Origin of the sequence: Streptomyces herbicida (assembly GCF_032656585.1) — a bacterium.
In the GTDB taxonomy this organism is placed as follows: Bacteria; Actinomycetota; Actinomycetes; order Streptomycetales; family Streptomycetaceae; genus Streptomyces; species Streptomyces herbicida.
Genome location: NZ_JAUYWJ010000011.1, coordinates 25,226 through 41,385, shown reverse-complemented (window position 1 = coordinate 41,385; position 16,160 = coordinate 25,226). Strand labels below are relative to the sequence as shown.

The following is a 16,160-nucleotide window of genomic DNA, read 5'->3' as shown; positions in this document are numbered from 1 at the left end:
TGGACATACGTGCACGCATACGACGTTCCTCCCCGCCGTCCGTCCTTCTCCCCGATCCCGTCCGCACGGGCGGCGCAGGAGAACGCGGCCGTGTCATCGCCGACCCCCATCTACGACACGCTCTACGCGGAGTGGGTCAAGACGCTCCGGGCGCTGCCGGGCGACCGCAGCGGCGAGGAGGAGCTGGGGTTCGTCGCCTTCGGGATCGCCCCGCACAGCGTCGGCGCCTACGGCGTGGGGACGTACGGCACGGGGTCGCACGGCTCGAACTCGTACAGCGCGTACAGCGCGGGTGCGTACAGCGCGCGCCACGGCACCGGGCAGCAGCAGGCGCAGTGGCAGCGGGTCGGGACGATCGGGCGGCACGACACCGGGATGCACCATGTTCCGGCGGCGCTGCCACCGGGACCGCGCCGGGGCATGTGACATACGAAAGGGCGGCCCTTCGCCAAGGGCCGCCCTTTCGCGTGCCGTCACTTCTTCTTCGTACCGCGCTTCTCGCGCACCCGCACCGAGATATGGATGGGCGTGCCCTCGAAGCCGAACTCCTCGCGCAGCCGGCGCTCGATGAAGCGGCGGTAGCCCGCCTCGATGAAGCCGGAGGCGAACAGCACGAACCGCGGGGGCTTGGTGCCGGCCTGGGTGCCGAACAGGATGCGCGGCTGCTTACCGCCCCGGACCGGGTGCGGGTGGGCCGAGACCAGTTCGCCGAGGAAGGCGTTGAGGCGGCCGGTGGGCACGCGCGTCTCCCAGCCCGCGAGCGCGGTCTCGATCGCCGGGACCAGCTTCTCCATGTGGCGGCCGGTGTAGGCGGAGACGTTGACCCGCGGCGCCCAGGCGACCTGGCCGAGCTCGGTCTCGATCTCGCGCTCCAGGTAGTAGCGGCGCTCCTCGTCGAGGGTGTCCCACTTGTTGTAGGCGATGACCAACGCGCGGCCCGCCTCGACGGCCATGGTGATGATCCGCTGGTCCTGCACGGAGATGTTCTCGGAGGCGTCGATCAGGACGACCGCCACCTCGGCCTTCTCCACCGCCGCCGCGGTGCGCAGCGAGGCGTAGTAGTCGGCGCCCTGCTGGAGGTGGACGCGCTTGCGGATGCCGGCGGTGTCGACGAACTTCCAGGTCACGCCGCCCAGTTCGATCAGCTCGTCGACCGGGTCACGGGTGGTGCCCGCCAGTTCGTCGACGACGACGCGCTCCTCGCCCGCGACCTTGTTGAGCAGCGAGGACTTGCCCACGTTCGGGCGGCCGATCAGCGCGATGCGGCGCGGGCCGCCGACGGCGGTGCCGAAGGTCTGCTCGGGGGCGTCCGGCAGCACCTCGAGGACGGCGTCCAGCATGTCGCCGGTGCCGCGGCCGTGCAGCGCGGAGACCGGGTGCGGCTCACCGAGCCCGAGGGACCACAGGTACGCCGCGTCTGCCTCGCCGCTCGGGCCGTCGACCTTGTTGGCGGCCAGCACCACGGGCTTGCCGGCCTTGCGCAGCAGACGGACGACGGCCTCGTCGGTGTCGGTCGCCCCGACCTTGGCGTCGACGACGAAGACGACCGCGTCGGCCGCCTCGATCGCGTACTCGGCCTGGGCGGCCACCGAGGCGTCGATGCCGAGGACGTCCTGCTCCCAGCCGCCGGTGTCGACGACCTTGAAGCGGCGGCCCGCCCACTCGGCCTCGTAGGTCACGCGGTCGCGGGTGACGCCGGGCTTGTCCTCGACGACCGCCTCGCGGCGGCCGATGATCCGGTTCACCAGGGTCGACTTGCCGACATTCGGCCGGCCGACGACGGCGAGCACGGGCAGTGGACCGTGGCCCGCCGCCTCGATGGCGCCCTCGACGTCCGCGAGGTCGAAGCCCTCTTCCGCGGCGAGCTCCATGAACTCCGCGTACTCGGCGTCGCCAAGCGCTCCGTGGTCATGCTCTTCGAGCGAACCCTCGGAGTGGATGTCGTCGTTCATGAAGTCAGTACCTCGTTCATCGTGGTGATCGGTGGAGCACCTGTTCAAGGTGATCCACTACTCGGTGTCGCCCTAGGGCCTGCCCGGCGGATCCTGCCGGAGACGCGGGGTCTGACACGCACATCTGAGAGTAATAGGCGCCGGTGCCTTTCTCCGACCTGATCCGCCGGACAGGCCCTAGCGGCCGGTCAGGCGCCTGGCGTTTTCCAGGTGCTCGGTGAGCTGCTTCTGGATGCGTTCGGTTGCCTCGTCCAGCGCCCTGCGCGTGCGTCGTCCGCTGCCGTCGCCCGCCTCGAAGGGGTCACCGAAGACGACGTCGACGCGGGAGCGCAGCGGGGGCAGCCCCTTGGTCAACCGGCTCCGCTTCTCGGAACTTCCCAGCACGGCCACCGGCACGATCGGCGCCCCGCTGCGGACCGCGAAGTAGGCGAGTCCCGCGCGCAGCGAGGCGAAGTCGCCCTCGCCCCGGGTGCCCTCCGGGAAGATGCCGAGCACTCCCCCGGCCTCCAATACGCCCAGCGCCCGCGAGATCGCCGTGCGGTCGGTGCTCTCGCGGTCGACCTTCACCTGGCCGATGCCGCTCAGGAACCGGCCGAGCGGGCCGACGAACGCCTCCTTCTTGATCAGGAAGTGCGTCGGCCGGGGCGCCACGCCCATGACCATCGGGCCGTCGATGTTGTGGGAGTGGTTGACGGCGAAGATCACCGGGCCGATCGCGGGCACCTTCCAGGCGCCGAGCACGCGGGGCCTCCACAGCCCGTACATCAGGCCGACGCCGATGCGCCGCCCGACCTCGGCGCCTCTCGCCGAAGCAGCTTCGGTCACTTTCCGGCCCGCTTCTCCTCGACGAGGGTGACGACGCACTCGATGACCTGCGGCAGCGTGAGGTCGGTGGTGTCCACCTCGACCGCGTCGCCCGCCTTCGCGAGCGGCGAGGTCTTGCGGCTGGAGTCGGCCGCGTCACGCTTGATCAGTGCCTCGCGGGTGGCGTTGACGTCCGCGCCCTTGAGCTCACCGCTGCGGCGCGCGGCGCGGGCCTCCGGGGAGGCGGTCAGGAAGATCTTCAGGTCGGCGTCCGGGAGCACGGTGGTGCCGATGTCACGGCCCTCGACCACTATGCCGACCTGCGCGGTGAGGGCCAGCGTGCGCTGCAGCTCGGTGATCCGGGCGCGCACCTCGGGCACCGCGCTGACCGCGCTGACCTTGGAGGTGACGTCCTGGGTACGGATCGGGCCGGCCACGTCGACGCCGTCGACCGTGATCGTGGGGCTGGCCGGGTCGGTGCCCGAGACGATCTCCGGCTTGCCCGCCACGGCGGCGATCGCGGTGGGGTCCTCGAGGTCGATGCCGTTGTTCACCATCCACCAGGTGATCGCCCGGTACTGGGCTCCGGTGTCCAGGTAGCTCAGGCCGAGCTTCGAGGCCACGGCCTTCGACGTGCTCGACTTGCCCGTGCCGGAGGGGCCGTCGATCGCGACGATCACGGGCAGGGCGGTCCGGGCGGCGCCGTTTTCCACGGGCGGACACCTTCCTGGTGCGGTGTGGTGGGTGTGCGGGGCGCGAGGGCGCCCCGCACAAGGTTACTGGGTGCGCGTCACTCGTCCGGACGCGAGAGGTGTGCGACCTCGCAGCATCGTGGCGCACCCCACGGCCGCACCGGCGACGCCGGGCGCCCTACTGCCGGATCGCCCAGCCCCGCTCCCGCAGCGCGGCGGCCAGCGCCACGGCGGCCTTCGGCTCGACCATCAGCTGCACCAGACCGGCCTGCTGCCCCGTCGCATGCTCGATGCGCACGTCCTCGATGTTGACCCCGGCCCGCCCCGCGTCGGCGAAGATGCGGGCCAGCTGGCCGGGCTGGTCGTCGATGAGCACGGCGACCGTCTCGTAGATCCGCGGAGCGGACCCGTGCTTGCCGGGCACCCGGACCTGCCCCGCGTTCCCCCGCCGCAGCACGTCCTCGATCCCGGAGCTGCCCTCCTGCCGCTTGGCCTCGTCGGCCGACTGCAGGGCGCGCAGGGCGCGCACTGTCTCGTCGAGGTCGGCGGAGACGTCGGCGAGCAGATCGGCGACCGGACCGGGGTTGGCGGAGAGGATGTCGATCCACATCCCGGGGTCGGACGCGGCGATCCGGGTCACGTCCCGTATGCCCTGGCCGCACAGCCGTACGGCCGCCTCCTCGGCGTGCTCCAGGCGCGCGGCGACCATGCTGGAGACCAGGTGGGGCATGTGGGAGACCAGGGCGACGGCGCGGTCGTGGGCGTCGGCGTCCATGACGACCGGCACCGCCCGGCAGTGCGAGACCAGCTCCAGGGCGAGGTTCAGCACCTCGGTGTCCGTGTCACGGGTGGGCGTCAGCACCCAGGGGCGGCCTTCGAAGAGGTCTCCACTCGCGGCCAGCGGGCCGGACTTCTCGCGGCCCGACATGGGGTGCGTGCCGATGTACGACGACAGGTCCAGGCCCAGCGACTCCAGCTCGCGGCGCGGACCGCCCTTCACACTGGCCACGTCGAGGTAGCCGCGGGCCACGTTCCGGCGCATGGCGTCGGCGAGGACGGCGGACACGTGTGCGGGCGGGGCGGCGACGACGGCGAGGTCGACGGGACCCTCCGGAGCCTCGTCCGTGCCGGCGCCCAGCGCGGCCGCCGTACGGGCCTGCTCGGGGTTGTAGTCGGCGAGATGGACGGTCACGCCCCGCTGGGACAGGGCGAGCGCGGCGGAGGTACCGATGAGGCCGGTGCCGATGACGAGCGCGGTCCTCACTGGGCGATGTCCTTGCGCAGGGCGGCCGCGGCGCCGAGGTAGACATGGGCGATGTCGGCGCGGGGCCGCTCCGACTCGATGTGGGCGAGGACGCGGACCACGCGCGGCATGGCGCCCTCGATGTCCAGCTCCTGGGCGCAGATCAACGGCACGTCGACGATGCCGAGCTTGCGGGCGGCGGCCGCCGGGAAGTCGCTGTGCAGATCGGGGGTGGCCGTGAACCAGATGCTGATCAGGTCGTCCACACTCAGCCCGTTCCGCTCCAGGACGGCGGTGAGCAGGGCTCCGACCTGCTCGTCCATGTGGCCGGCCTCGTCCCGTTCCAGCTGGACGGCCCCCCGGACCGCTCGTACCGCCACGGCGCTGCTCCTTGCTGAGATGCGTATCGGCTCTTGGTCCGTCCAGCGTAGTCAGGGCGGACCGGTCCGGTGGGCGGCGCCCGCCCGCTGAGACGGTCACCGAGAGCGACGAACCGTCCCAATGTCACTCAGATCGCCCTATCCCGCCACTTGGTGTGAGAACACCTCCGTGCGCCTCTTTACGCCGGGGCCGCCGGTCCGCTCTGATGTCAGGAAGCCCGCCTCGGGGGAGGCCGTCATGAAACGTCCCGGACCTTTGCTGACCCTGCTCGCGGGTCTGCTGCTCGGCCTGTTCCTGCTGACGCTCAACGCGACGACGGGGACGAGGAACACGGCGTCCACGTACAAGGAGCGGTCGCCCGTACCGACGCCGGCCAGATCCGTCGCGTCACCCACCCCCACTCCGACCCCGTCCCGCACCCGGATCCCCGACGCCTCCTACGCGGGCCGCACCGACGACGACTCCTCCTCGGTGGCCGTGTCGATCCGCGACGGCAGGGCGATCGCCTACTTCTGCGACGGCCGTCGCAAGGAGTCGTGGCTGAAGGGTGACGTCGGGGACGACGGCAGCATGCGGCTGACCGGACAGCGCGGCGCCGAGCTGAACGGCCGGCTCCAGGAGGGCCGGCGCATCCGCGGCACGGTGGACCTCGACGGTGGCCACTACGCCTTCACCGCCGACAAGGCGGTCAAGCCGTCCGGGCTCTACCGGGCGACGGCCACCGTGCGCGGCGCGAAGATCGACGGCGGCTGGATCGTGCTGTCCGACGGCCGGCAGGTCGGCATCCTCAGCCGCGCCGGCAAGGCAGACGCCGCGCCCCGCATCGACCCCGCGACCGGCGCGGTCACGGTCGACGGCGAGCGGCTGACGGCACGTCCCGTGACCCCGTGAACCGGAGGGAGCCGACCATGACCGTCGACCCGAACGCCGCCACCCAGAGCTTCCCCTCACCCGAGTCCCGCCCGCACCCGGCCCGCTATCTCGTCCCGGCGCTGGTCGCCGCCGCCGTCGCGGTCGCCCTCGGCGTGTACGGAAAGGTCCACCACCCGGCGGGGACCGCCTTCAACCTCGCCGGGTTCAGCAGCACGGGCGCCGTGAAGTCGTGGCTGGCGACCACCGCGGTCTTCTTCGCGGTGATCCAGCTGGTCTCGGCGCTGATGATGTACGGAAAGCTGCCCGGTCCGGGCTGGGCGCCGGTGCTGCACCGCTGGTCGGGCCGGGTGGCGTTCCTGGTGGCGGTTCCGGTGGCGGTGCACTGTCTGTACGCATTGGGCTATCAGACGTATGAAACACGCGTTTTGTGGCACTCCTTCCTGGGTTGCTTCTTCTTCGGTGCTTTCAGTGCCAAGATGCTGCTGCTCCGCTCGGAGCGACTTCCCGGCTGGCTGCTGCCGGTCGTCGGCGGACTGGTGTTCGCCGCTCTTACGGTCATCTGGCTGACGTCGGCCTTCTGGTTCTTCCGCACCTTCGGAGTGACGACATGACGCACGACTCGACGCGGCGCACGGTTCTGGCGACAGGCGCGGCGGCGCTCGCGGCGGGATCCGTGGGATGCAGCAACTACGGCGAGAAACAGGGCTCCAGCCAGACGAAGGAGTCCGGAAAGAAGGAGTCCGGTTCGCCCTCGGGCGCCGCCACCGGGCAGGCGCTCGCGAAGACCGGCGACATCCCGGTCGGCGGCGGCGCGATCTTCAAGGCACAGAAGGTCGTGGTCACCCAGCCGAACCAGAACGAGTTCAAGGCCTTCTCGGCCATCTGCACCCATCACGGCTGCACCGTGTCCCAGGTCGCGGACCGCACGATCGACTGCCCCTGTCACGGCAGCAAGTTCGACGTCACCGACGGCGCGGTGGCCCACGGCCCGGCTACCGAGCCGCTGCCACCGAAGAACATCAAGGTCGAAGGGGAGACGATCCTGCTGGTGTGACCCCGAGCCGGACGCGCACCACGAAGTCGTGCAGGGCGTCGTGGGCGCTGGGCGCGTCGGGCAGCTCCGAGGCGCTCTGGGCTTCGTCGAGCACGGCGTGCAGGCGTTCCACGTCGGCCTCCACACGCGCGTGGTCGACCTCGGCGGCCCCGTGCTCGCGCTCCGCCTTCGCCGCCATCAGCTCCGGCAGACAGGCGGGCGCGTCCGGTCCCCCGGCGAGCGTGGGCAGATGGGCCTGCACCTGCCCGCTGCGCATGAGATGGATGCCGGTGAGCAGCACCCGGAACGTGTAGAGCAGCGGCTTGAGTTCACCGGTCTTCTCGAACAGCCGCCACTGCGTCACCGCGAACCCCCGGTAGTGGTGGGCGTGATGACGGGTGATGACGCCCGCCGCGAGCTCGGCCAGCTCGCTGTGCGCGTCGGTGGTGTGCACGACCAGGGGTGAGAGCAACTGCTCCAGGACGTAGCCGTTGCGGCGCAGCATCAGTCGTACGAACTTGCGCAGATCGTGGGTGACGAGGTCCATCTCGACGCCGTGGCGCACCCAGGTCCGTGACCGCGTCTCGTCCGGCTCGCGCAGCCCCACCAGGTCGGCGGCGGGCAGCAGATGGACGCCCCGCAGGTCCAGGTCGGAGTCCTGCGAGGGGAAGCCGTACAGATGCGCGCCGGAGACGGTCGCGAACAGCAGAGGGTCCGGCTGTTCGGCGACGACGGGCGTCAGGTCCAGGTCGAGAACGTCGATCATGGGCTAAGCGTCCCAGAGCGCCCCCAGGGTGAGCAGGTCTCCCCGGTATTCGATCCGGTCCGCCCACGCGGTCGGCCAGGCGTCTTCGCCCAGGTGGGCGCCCGCGAAGGCACCGGTCAGACAGGCGATGGAGTCCGAGTCGCCGGAGCTGCACGCGGCCCGGCGCAGGGCGGTGACCGGTTCGTCGACGAAGAGCAGGAAGCACAGCAGGCCGGTCGCCAGGGCCTCTTCGGCGATCCAGCCCGCGCCCGTGGCCAGGCAGGGGTCGGCCTCGGGCGAGGCGGTGCGCACGGCGTCCTGGAGGCGGCCCAGGATCTCCAGGCACTCGTCCCAGCCGCGCGCGATGAAGTGCTCGGGCGAGGGGTCCTGCGAGCGGGTCCACAGGTCGCCGAGCCAGGTGTGGTGATAGCGGGTGCGGTTGTCGAGGGCGTACGAGCGCAGCAGTCCGACCAGGCCGGTGGGCTCGGCGCCCTGGGCGAGCAGCCGTACGGCGCGGGCGGTGAGGTCGGAGGCGGCGAGTGCCGTCGGATGCCCGTGGGTCAGTGCGGACTGCAATTGGGCGGCGCCGGCGCGCTGCTCGTCGCTGAGGCCGGGGGCGAGTCCGACCGGGGCGACGCGCATGTTGGCGCCGCAGCCCTTGGAGCCGATCTGGCTGGCGTCCTGCCAGGGCCGCCCCTCCTCCTTGAGGAGGCTGCACGCCGTCAGGCAGGTGCGCCCGGGAGCCCGGTTGTTCTCGGGCGACTGGTACCAGTCCACGAACTCCTCGCGCACCGGCCGCTCCAGCCGCTTGGGCGCGAGCACCCCGCGGTCCATGGCCGTGCGCAGCCCGCGTCCCAGCGCCAGCGTCATCTGGGTGTCGTCGGAGACGAAGGGGCGCTTCGGCAGCTCCATCTCCCGCCAGGGTCCGCACTTGGCGAGGATCGACGGGACGTCGTTGAACTCGGTGGGGAAGCCGAGCGCGTCCCCGAGGGCGAGGCCCAGCAGGGATCCGGTGGCGGCGCGCTTGGTCACGGTGGTGGTCATGCGGGGCGTCCTTCCCGGGACGGTCGGAGCAGGGGTGGGTGCAGGGCGGTGGCGGTGCCCGCGCGGTAGAGGGCGGCCGGCTTGCCGCGGCCGCCGGTCAGCCGCGCGGCCCCGGGCACGGGCTCGACGAAGCCCGGCGTGGCCAGCACCTTGCGGCGGAAGTTGGGACGGTCGAGCGCCGTCCCCCACACCGTCTCGTAGACCTGCTGCAGCTCGCCGAGGGTGAACTCGGGCGGGCAGAAAGCGGTGGCGAGGCAGGTGTACTCGAGCTTGGCGCCGACCCGTTCGTGGGCGTCGGACAGGATCCGGTCGTGGTCGAAGGCGAGCGGCCGGGCGGCGTCGTACGGCAGCCAGCGGGCCTGGGCCGCGTCGCCGCCGCCGTGCGGCTCGGGCGCGTCGGGCAGCAGCGCGGCGAACGCGACCGACACGACCCGCATCCGGGGGTCGCGGCCGGGCTCGCTGTAGGTCCGCAGCTGTTCCAGGTGCAGTCCGGAGACGTCCGACAGGCCGGTCTCCTCGGCCAGTTCACGCCGGGCGGCCGTCTCGGCGGACTCGTCCGGCAGTACGAAGCCACCGGGCAGCGCCCAGTGGCCGGCGAAGGGCTCCTGGCCCCGCTCGACGAGCAGCACGTGCAACGCGTTCGCGCGCAGGGTGAGGACGGCGAGGTCGACGGTGACGGCGAAGGGTTCGTAGGCGTACTTGTCGTAGCCCTCCACGGTCTCGCCTCCTTTGCGGTCAGGGCGACTAATAGTCACCGCGACTATAAATAGCACGACCTCGGCACCGCAACCCCTCAGCGGCTCCCTGAGCGCCTTGCGCGCACATGCAGGCGGCCGGCACCGGGAAACCCGGTACCGGCCGCCACAGAGCCGCTGAGAGCCCTCCTAGAGGTCGACCTCCTTCATCAGCATGCCGACCTCGGTGTTCGACAGCCGCCGCAGCCAGCCCGACTTCTGGTCGCCCAGGGTGATCGGGCCGAAGGCGGTCCGCACCAGCTTCTCGACCGGGAAGCCGGCCTCGGCGAGCATGCGGCGCACGATGTGCTTGCGGCCCTCGTGGAGGGTCACCTCGACGAGATAGTTCTTGCCGGTCTGCTCGACGACCCGGAAGTGGTCCGCGCGCGCGTAGCCGTCCTCCAGCTGGATGCCGTCCTTCAGACGCTTGCCCAGGTCCCGCGGGATCGGGCCCACGATGGCGGCGAGATAGGTCTTCTTCACGCCGTACTTGGGGTGGGTCAGGCGGTGCGCCAGCTCACCGTGGTTGGTGAGCAGGATGACGCCCTCGGTCTCGGTGTCGAGCCGGCCGACGTGGAAGAGCCGCGTCTCGCGGTTGGTCACGTAGTCGCCGAGGCACTGCCGCCCTTCGGGGTCCTCCATCGTGGAGACGACACCGGCGGGCTTGTTCAGCGAGAAGAACTGGTACGACTGCGTCGCGACCGTCAGGCCGTCGACCTTGACCTCGTCCTTCTCCGGGTCGACGCGGCGGCCCTGCTCCAGGACGATCTCGCCGTTGACCTCGACCCGCGCCTGCTCGATGAGCTCCTCGCAGGCACGCCGGGAGCCGTAGCCCGCGCGCGCGAGGACCTTCTGCAGCCGCTCGCCCTCCTGCTCGGCGCCCGGGAAGGTCTTGGGCAGCTTGACGTCCTTCTTGCCCGCGTACCGCTCGCGGTTGCGCTCCTCCGCGCGGGTCTCGTACTCGCGCGAGCGCCCGGGGGCACTACGGCCGCGCCCGTCGCCCTGCTGGGACTGCCTGGGCCCGCCCTTGGCACCGCCGCGGGCGGCGCCGCCGCGCCCGGACTTGGGGCCGTCCTGGGTGGCGCCGGGGCCGACGTCGTAGCGGCGCTCCTCGGGGCGGGGCTTGCGGGGACGGCCCTGCCCCTGCCGCTCGTCCCTGTTGTTGCCGGCACCGCGGTAGTTCCCGCGCCCGCCGCTCTTGCCGCTGCCGCTGCTTCGCATCAAGTTTCCGTCTTAGTCGTCTGCGTCCTGACCGCCGGACGCGTCGGGCGCGTCCGGGTCGAACGACGGTACGCCCTCCTGGGTCTCGGCCTCGATCGCCTCCGCCTCCGGGAGGAAGGGCGCGAGCTCCGGGAGCTCGTCCAGACCGCGCAGGCCCATCCGCTCCAGGAAGTAGTTCGTCGTCCTGTACAGGATCGCACCTGTTTCGGGTTCCGTGCCCGCCTCCTCGACCAGACCGCGCTGCAGGAGGGTGCGCATAACACCGTCGCAGTTGACTCCGCGTACGGCCGAGACGCGGCTGCGGCTCACCGGCTGGCGGTAGGCGACGACGGCCAGGGTCTCCAGCGCGGCCTGGGTGAGCCGGGCCTGCTGGCCGTCCAGGACGAAGCCCTCGACGGCGGCCGCGTACTCGGGACGGGTGTAGAAACGCCAGCCGCCGGCGATGAGCCGCAGCTCGAATCCCCGCCCCTGGACGGTGTACTCGTCGGCCAGCTCGCGCAGCGCGTCCGCGATCTGGCGCCTCGGCCGCTGGAGGATCTTCGAGAGGTGCTCTTCGGTCGCGGGTTCGTCCACGACCATGAGGACCGCCTCCAGGGCGGGCTTGAGGTCGAGGTCGGCGACGGTGCGCAGTCCGGCCGGGACGTCGGTGATCTCCTCGCTCACGCCTTCTTCTCCTCCTTGGGCTCCTCGGGCGGCCGGTCGAACTCGTCGGTCACCCGCGGTGTCTCGTGGCCGTCCCCGCCGGTCCAGCGGACGATCAGGTCCCCGAGGGCGGTCTCCTGGTCCAGCGCGACGGCCTTCTCGCGGTACAGCTCCAGCAGCGCGAGGAAGCGGGCCACGACGGTCAGGGTGTCGTCGGTGTCCTCGACGAGGACCCGGAAACTGGCCTCTCCCAGCTCCCTGAGCCGTGCGACGACGATCCCGGCCTGCTCCTGCACGCTGACCAGCGGGGCGTGGATGTGGTCGACGTACACCTGGGGCTTGGCCCTGGGCTGCATCGCCTTGACGGCGAGCTTGGCGAAGCCCTCGGGGCCGATGCTGATGACGACCTCGGGCAGCAGCTCGGCGTGGTGCGGTTCGAGGCCGACCGTACGGGGGTAGCGGCGGGCCTCCTGGTCGAGGCGGTGGTTGAAGATGTCGGCGATCTGCTTGTACGCCCGGTACTGCAGCAGCCGCGCGAACAGCAGGTCGCGGGCCTCCAGCAGAGCCAGGTCGGCCTCGTCCTCGACCTCGGCGGCGGGCAGCAGCCGGGCGGCCTTGAGGTCGAGCAGCGTGGCGGCGACGACGAGAAACTCGGTCGTCTGATCCAGGTCCCAGTCCGGCCCCATCGCCCGGATGTGCGCCATGAACTCGTCGGTCACCTTGGACAGAGCGACCTCGGTGACGTCCAGCTTGTGCTTCGAGATCAACTGCAGAAGCAGATCGAAGGGCCCCTCAAAGTTGGCAAGCCGCACCTTGAAGACACCGTCGACGACCGCACCGCCGTCACCGGAGGAGGAAACCGAGGACCGCACGGGCGCCGCCCCGGGAAGGAAGAGGTCCGGCCCGGTCCCGGGGAGGACACCCGCAGGCTCGGCTCCCGAAGGCACAGCCGCAGGCTCGGAGGCGCCCGGCTCGCGCCCCAGCGCCACGGTCTCGGAGATCCCTGGCTCCGACCCGGCGGACCCGGACCGCAAGCCCTGCAGCTCGGGCTCGGAAAGAAGGCCCGCAGGCTCGGACCCCGGAAGCACAGCCTCGGACTCGGGGACCCCCGGCGCCGCCGACAAGCCCTGCGACTCCGGCCCAGGCAGGACGGCCTCGGACTGGGCGAGCCCCGGATCGCTGCCCATGACTACGGCCTCGGACTCCGCGATGCCTGGCTCCGACCCGGCGGAACCAGACCGCGAGCCCTCCGGCTCAGGCTCAGCGAAGGCGACCTCGGGCTCGGGCGCCGGGCCCGGCTGCGGTGCGGTGGTGTCGGGTTCCGTGGCCGGGGTGGGCTGCTCGGGCTTCGGTTCCGGGGCGTTCGTGGGAGCCGCGGGCGCTTCGGCCGGCGACGCGTCCGGCGCCGACGGCGGCGGTGGAGCCGTGCCCGGTCCCCGCCCCAGGGCACGCCTGCGGCCGGCCGAGGGGCCGGGGGCGGGAACGTCGTTCGAGGTCATAGCCGTCGCAGGCTATCGCTTACCGCCCACCGAGCCGACTACCGGCCGCGCAGCCGCCGTACCAGGATGCTCGCGTCTCCCCGGGACTCCAGGTCGGCCAGCACCACCGCGACCGCCTCGCGGACGATGCGTCCGCGGTCGACGGCCAGCCCGTGCTCGCCCCGGAGCACCAGCCGGGCGTGCTCCAGGTCCATCAGTTCCTCGGCCGACACGTACACGGTGATCTTCTCGTCGTGCCGCTCGCGCCCGCTGGGGCGCCGTGCCGCCGCCCGGCCCCCGCGCTTGCGGGGCTGCGCACCGGCGGAAGAGGCGGCAGAACCTTCCTGCGCCGCCTGACGGCGTGCCGGGCGCTCCGCCGAGGCGCCCCGGCTGCGGGACTCGCCCGCGTCGGTCGGCTCCGCCTCCACCGCCACATGTTCCGCGCCGTCGCCGTCGCCGCCCTGCACGGGCACCGACGGCGGCACGTCCTCCGTCGCGGCGGCCGCGTCGCTCTCCCCCGCGGGAGCCGGCACCCGGGCCTCGCCGTTGGCCGGGCGCCGGGGAGTGGACGGCTGGAGCGCCATTCCCCCTGTCGTACGGAACAGTTCGTCGGCCCCCGGCAGACTCACTCGGCGTGACACCGGGCGAGCACCTCCCTGGCGAGCTGGCGATAGGCGGCGGCACCGACGGAGTTGGAGGCGTACGTGGTGATCGGCTCACCGGCGACCGTGGTCTCCGGGAAGCGGACCGTGCGCCCGATGACCGTGTGGTAGACGTGGTCGTCGAACGCCTCGACGACGCGCGCGAGCACCTCACGGCTGTGCACGGTGCGCGAGTCGTACATCGTGGCGAGGATCCCGTCGAGCTCCAGCTCCGGGTTGAGCCGCTCCTGGACCTTCTCGATGGTCTCGGTGAGCAGCGCGACACCACGCAGGGCGAAGAACTCGCACTCCAGCGGCACGATCACCTTGTGCGCGGCCGTCAGGGCGTTGACGGTCAGCAGGCCGAGCGAGGGCTGGCAGTCGATCACGATGTAGTCGTAGTCGTCCATCAGCGGCTTGAGCGCACGCTGGAGCGTGGACTCGCGCGCGACCTCGGAGACCAGCTGGACCTCGGCGGCCGACAGGTCGATGTTGCTGGGCAGCAGGTCCATGTTGGGGACCGCCGTCTTCAGGAGGACCTCGTCCGCGGACATGCCCCGCTCCATGAGCAGGTTGTAGACGGTGAGGTCGAGCTCCATCGGGTTGACACCGAGGCCCACCGACAGCGCGCCCTGCGGGTCGAAGTCCACGAGCAGCACGCGCCGGCCGTACTCCGCGAGCGCGGCACCCAGGTTGATGGTCGACGTCGTCTTGCCGACGCCGCCCTTCTGGTTGCACATCGCGATGATCTTCGCGGGGCCGTGGTCGGTCAGCGGGCCCGGGATCGGGAAGTAGGGCAGCGGGCGGCCGGTCGGGCCGACGCGCTCGCGACGCTGGCGTGCGGCGTCGGGCGCGAGCGTGGCCGCGTACTCCGGGTCCGGCTCGTACTCGGCGTCGGGGTCGTAGAAGTGCCCCTGGGACAATTCGTCGTAGTCGGCGAGTTGGTTGTGGGGCGCGCCACTTCCGTCGCCGGCCATGGCGTTCACGTGATGGCCATCCATGCTCTGGTGTGCTGAGTGAGTCACCCCTGCAGTCCGGTGACTCTGTTGGGCGAAGGTACGCACCGCGACGGAGCCGACAGCCTCGAACCCCTCGGGGCCCTGGCCCCGTACAGGCATTCCTGGTTGACCACCCCCGGGAGAAAATGTCGACTCATTCACAAGTCGTCTTACCTCCTTGGTGACCAGGAAACTTCTAGACAGGTCAGCGTGGCACCATGCCGACGGTTGGCGACTCTATGGCGTGTCGGCGGTCCGCAGCAACACAATCCGCCGGACCCGGCAGGATGTGTCGGCAATGAAACATCCCTCTGTCAAGGGCGTACGGCCGTCGCACGGCAGGTTTCACCGGTGTGCGAATCGGTCGAAGGGTTACGTTCGAGGCGAGTTGACCGAGAGTCGCAAAGTGACCATACACACATCCGGCCGGACCTTGTCGGGCAAGGTCCGGCCGGGTACGCGCGGTTGACGACTCGTGTTGACGTATCGCCTTTACCGTATGGTGACTTAGCGGAGCGGCGCAGCCGGTCGGCTCAGCCGAGCAGGGTCTCCAGGTCCAGGTGCTCCAGGCCGTGGGCCTCGGCGACCTCCTTGTAAACGACCTTGCCGTCATGGGTGTTGAGCCCCTTGGCCAGCGCGGCGTCGCGGCGCAGCGCCTCGACCCAGCCGTTGTTGGCGAGCGAGACGATGTACGGCAGCGTGGCGTTGGTCAGCGCGTAGGTGGAGGTGTTGGGCACCGCGCCGGGCATGTTGGCCACGCAGTAGAAGACCGAGTTGTGGACCTTGAAGGTCGGCTCGGCGTGCGTGGTCGGGTGGGAGTCCTCGAAGCAACCGCCCTGGTCGATCGCGATGTCGACAAGGACACTTCCGGCCTTCATCCGGGACACCAGCTCGTTGGTGACCAGCTTCGGGGCCTTGGCGCCCGGGATCAGGACGGCACCGACGACGAGGTCTGCGTCGAGGCAGGCCTTCTCCAGCTCGAAGGCGTTGGAGACGACGGTCTGGATCTTCGTGCCGAAGATCTTGTCGGCTTCCTTGAGCTTGTTGATGTCCCGGTCGAGCAGGGTGACGTGGAAGCCCAGGCCGATGGCGATCTGCGCGGCGTTCCAGCCGGAGACGCCACCGCCGATGATGACGGCCTTGCCGGCCGGTACGCCCGGAACACCGCCGGGCAGCACACCACGGCCACCGGCCGCGGCCATCAGGTGGTAGGCACCGACCTGCGGGGCGAGCCGGCCCGCGACCTCGGACATCGGGGCGAGCAGCGGGAGCGCGCGGTTCGGCAGCTCGACGGTCTCGTAGGCGATCGCCGTGGTGCCGGACTCCAGGAGCGCGTCCGTGCACTCCTTCGAGGCGGCCAGGTGCAGGTACGTGAAGAGGATCTGGTCCTTGCGGAGGCGGTGGTACTCCTCCGCGATGGGCTCCTTGACCTTCAGCAGCAGGTCGGCGGTGGCCCAGACGTCGTCCGCGGTCTCCAGGATCTCGGCGCCGGCCGCCACGTACTCCTCGTCCGGGATCGAGGAGCCGACGCCGGCGTTCCGCTCGACGACGACCTGGTGGCCGTTGCGCACCAGCTCGTGCACGCCGGCGGGGGTGATGGCCACCCGGAACTCGTTGTTCTTGACCTCGCGGGGGATGCCGACCTTCACGTCGATCACGGTCCTTGGCTCAGAGGGTGT

18 protein-coding genes are annotated in these 16,160 nt (G+C 71.2%); 4 read left to right on the top strand and 14 right to left on the bottom strand.

Translation table 11 applies throughout. The features are described 5' to 3' along the window. Positions 1-9: 9 nt before the first annotated feature. Positions 10-426: a hypothetical protein gene (locus tag Q8A52_RS23125; RefSeq protein ID WP_316754700.1), complete on the top strand. Its 417-nt coding sequence runs from the start codon at positions 10-12 to the stop codon at positions 424-426. 47 nt (positions 427-473) lie between these two features. Here Q8A52_RS23125 and der read toward each other — a convergent pair whose 3' ends face one another. From der to aroH, 5 genes are all read right to left on the bottom strand, one after another. Then, positions 474-1,952: a ribosome biogenesis GTPase Der gene (gene der, locus Q8A52_RS23120; RefSeq protein WP_316754698.1), complete on the bottom strand. Its 1,479-nt coding sequence runs from the start codon at positions 1,950-1,952 to the stop codon at positions 474-476. A 177-nt stretch (positions 1,953-2,129) separates the two neighbouring features. Continuing rightward, entirely contained in the window at positions 2,130-2,777 is a 648-nt protein-coding gene (locus Q8A52_RS23115; protein ID WP_316754696.1) for a lysophospholipid acyltransferase family protein, read from the bottom strand. Further along, complete coding sequence (gene cmk / locus Q8A52_RS23110) at positions 2,774-3,469, bottom strand: (d)CMP kinase (protein ID WP_316754695.1); 696 nt, start codon at positions 3,467-3,469, stop codon at positions 2,774-2,776. Before cmk ends, Q8A52_RS23115 begins: the two co-directional genes overlap by 4 nt. Positions 3,470-3,626: 157 nt before the next feature. Next, complete coding sequence (locus tag Q8A52_RS23105) at positions 3,627-4,712, bottom strand: prephenate dehydrogenase (RefSeq protein ID WP_316754693.1); 1,086 nt, start codon at positions 4,710-4,712, stop codon at positions 3,627-3,629. Beyond that, on the bottom strand, positions 4,709-5,071 hold the full coding sequence (aroH, locus tag Q8A52_RS23100; protein ID WP_263207106.1) for a chorismate mutase: 363 nt from the start codon (positions 5,069-5,071) through the stop codon (positions 4,709-4,711). The genes Q8A52_RS23105 and aroH overlap by 4 nt, the downstream gene beginning before the upstream one ends. A 238-nt stretch (positions 5,072-5,309) precedes the next feature. Here aroH and Q8A52_RS23095 point away from each other — a divergent pair, with 238 nt between their 5' ends. The 3 genes from Q8A52_RS23095 to Q8A52_RS23085 are packed head-to-tail and all read left to right on the top strand — an operon-like array spanning position 5,310 to position 6,999. After that, entirely contained in the window at positions 5,310-5,963 is a 654-nt protein-coding gene (locus Q8A52_RS23095; RefSeq protein ID WP_316754688.1) for a hypothetical protein, read from the top strand. A 17-nt stretch (positions 5,964-5,980) separates the two neighbouring features. Next, positions 5,981-6,556, top strand: a complete 576-nt coding sequence (locus tag Q8A52_RS23090) for a DUF6529 family protein (RefSeq protein ID WP_316754686.1) — start codon at positions 5,981-5,983, stop codon at positions 6,554-6,556. Further along, positions 6,553-6,999, top strand: coding sequence for a QcrA and Rieske domain-containing protein (locus tag Q8A52_RS23085; RefSeq protein ID WP_316754684.1), 447 nt, complete (start codon positions 6,553-6,555; stop codon positions 6,997-6,999). Before Q8A52_RS23090 ends, Q8A52_RS23085 begins: the two co-directional genes overlap by 4 nt. Here the strand turns inward: Q8A52_RS23085 and Q8A52_RS23080 are convergent. The 9 genes from Q8A52_RS23080 to ald all read right to left on the bottom strand — a co-directional run bounded on the left by Q8A52_RS23080 (position 6,965) and on the right by ald (position 16,139). Next, the gene (locus Q8A52_RS23080) at positions 6,965-7,744 is read right to left on the bottom strand and encodes a nucleotidyltransferase domain-containing protein (RefSeq protein WP_316754682.1); all 780 of its coding nucleotides are present in this window, start codon (positions 7,742-7,744) and stop codon (positions 6,965-6,967) included. The genes Q8A52_RS23085 and Q8A52_RS23080 overlap by 35 nt on opposite strands. A 3-nt stretch (positions 7,745-7,747) precedes the next feature. Further along, complete coding sequence (locus tag Q8A52_RS23075) at positions 7,748-8,767, bottom strand: ADP-ribosylglycohydrolase family protein (protein WP_316754680.1); 1,020 nt, start codon at positions 8,765-8,767, stop codon at positions 7,748-7,750. Then, positions 8,764-9,483 carry an NUDIX hydrolase gene (locus tag Q8A52_RS23070; RefSeq protein ID WP_316754679.1) on the bottom strand — a complete coding sequence of 240 codons (720 nt, stop codon included), beginning with the start codon at positions 9,481-9,483 and terminating at the stop codon, positions 8,764-8,766. The genes Q8A52_RS23075 and Q8A52_RS23070 overlap by 4 nt, the downstream gene beginning before the upstream one ends. Before the next feature lie 168 nt (positions 9,484-9,651). Next, the gene (locus Q8A52_RS23065; protein ID WP_316754677.1) at positions 9,652-10,722 is read right to left on the bottom strand and encodes a pseudouridine synthase; all 1,071 of its coding nucleotides are present in this window, start codon (positions 10,720-10,722) and stop codon (positions 9,652-9,654) included. 12 nt (positions 10,723-10,734) lie between these two features. Next, positions 10,735-11,385, bottom strand: a complete 651-nt coding sequence (scpB, locus tag Q8A52_RS23060) for an SMC-Scp complex subunit ScpB (RefSeq protein ID WP_316754675.1) — start codon at positions 11,383-11,385, stop codon at positions 10,735-10,737. Further along, entirely contained in the window at positions 11,382-12,236 is an 855-nt protein-coding gene (locus Q8A52_RS23055; RefSeq protein WP_316754673.1) for a segregation and condensation protein A, read from the bottom strand. The genes scpB and Q8A52_RS23055 overlap by 4 nt, the downstream gene beginning before the upstream one ends. 665 nt (positions 12,237-12,901) lie before the next feature. Beyond that, complete coding sequence (locus tag Q8A52_RS23050) at positions 12,902-13,483, bottom strand: hypothetical protein (protein ID WP_316754672.1); 582 nt, start codon at positions 13,481-13,483, stop codon at positions 12,902-12,904. Beyond that, positions 13,468-14,601 carry a ParA family protein gene (locus tag Q8A52_RS23045; protein ID WP_316754670.1) on the bottom strand — a complete coding sequence of 378 codons (1,134 nt, stop codon included), beginning with the start codon at positions 14,599-14,601 and terminating at the stop codon, positions 13,468-13,470. The genes Q8A52_RS23050 and Q8A52_RS23045 overlap by 16 nt, the downstream gene beginning before the upstream one ends. A gap of 413 nt (positions 14,602-15,014) precedes the next feature. Beyond that, the gene (ald, locus tag Q8A52_RS23040) at positions 15,015-16,139 is read right to left on the bottom strand and encodes an alanine dehydrogenase (protein ID WP_316754668.1); all 1,125 of its coding nucleotides are present in this window, start codon (positions 16,137-16,139) and stop codon (positions 15,015-15,017) included. Between the last annotated feature and the right edge of the window lie 21 nt (positions 16,140-16,160).

Coding starts and splice junctions, on each gene's coding strand:
- Q8A52_RS23065 (WP_316754677.1), bottom strand. CDS start 10,722: ATGCGAAGCAGCGGCAGCGGCAAGAGCGGCGGGCGCGGGAACTACCGC.
- Q8A52_RS23090 (WP_316754686.1), top strand. CDS start 5,981: ATGACCGTCGACCCGAACGCCGCCACCCAGAGCTTCCCCTCACCCGAG.
- Q8A52_RS23045 (WP_316754670.1), bottom strand. CDS start 14,601: ATGCCTGTACGGGGCCAGGGCCCCGAGGGGTTCGAGGCTGTCGGCTCC.
- Q8A52_RS23075 (WP_316754680.1), bottom strand. CDS start 8,767: ATGACCACCACCGTGACCAAGCGCGCCGCCACCGGATCCCTGCTGGGC.
- Q8A52_RS23085 (WP_316754684.1), top strand. CDS start 6,553: ATGACGCACGACTCGACGCGGCGCACGGTTCTGGCGACAGGCGCGGCG.
- Q8A52_RS23080 (WP_316754682.1), bottom strand. CDS start 7,744: ATGATCGACGTTCTCGACCTGGACCTGACGCCCGTCGTCGCCGAACAG.
- Q8A52_RS23095 (WP_316754688.1), top strand. CDS start 5,310: ATGAAACGTCCCGGACCTTTGCTGACCCTGCTCGCGGGTCTGCTGCTC.
- der (WP_316754698.1), bottom strand. CDS start 1,952: ATGAACGACGACATCCACTCCGAGGGTTCGCTCGAAGAGCATGACCAC.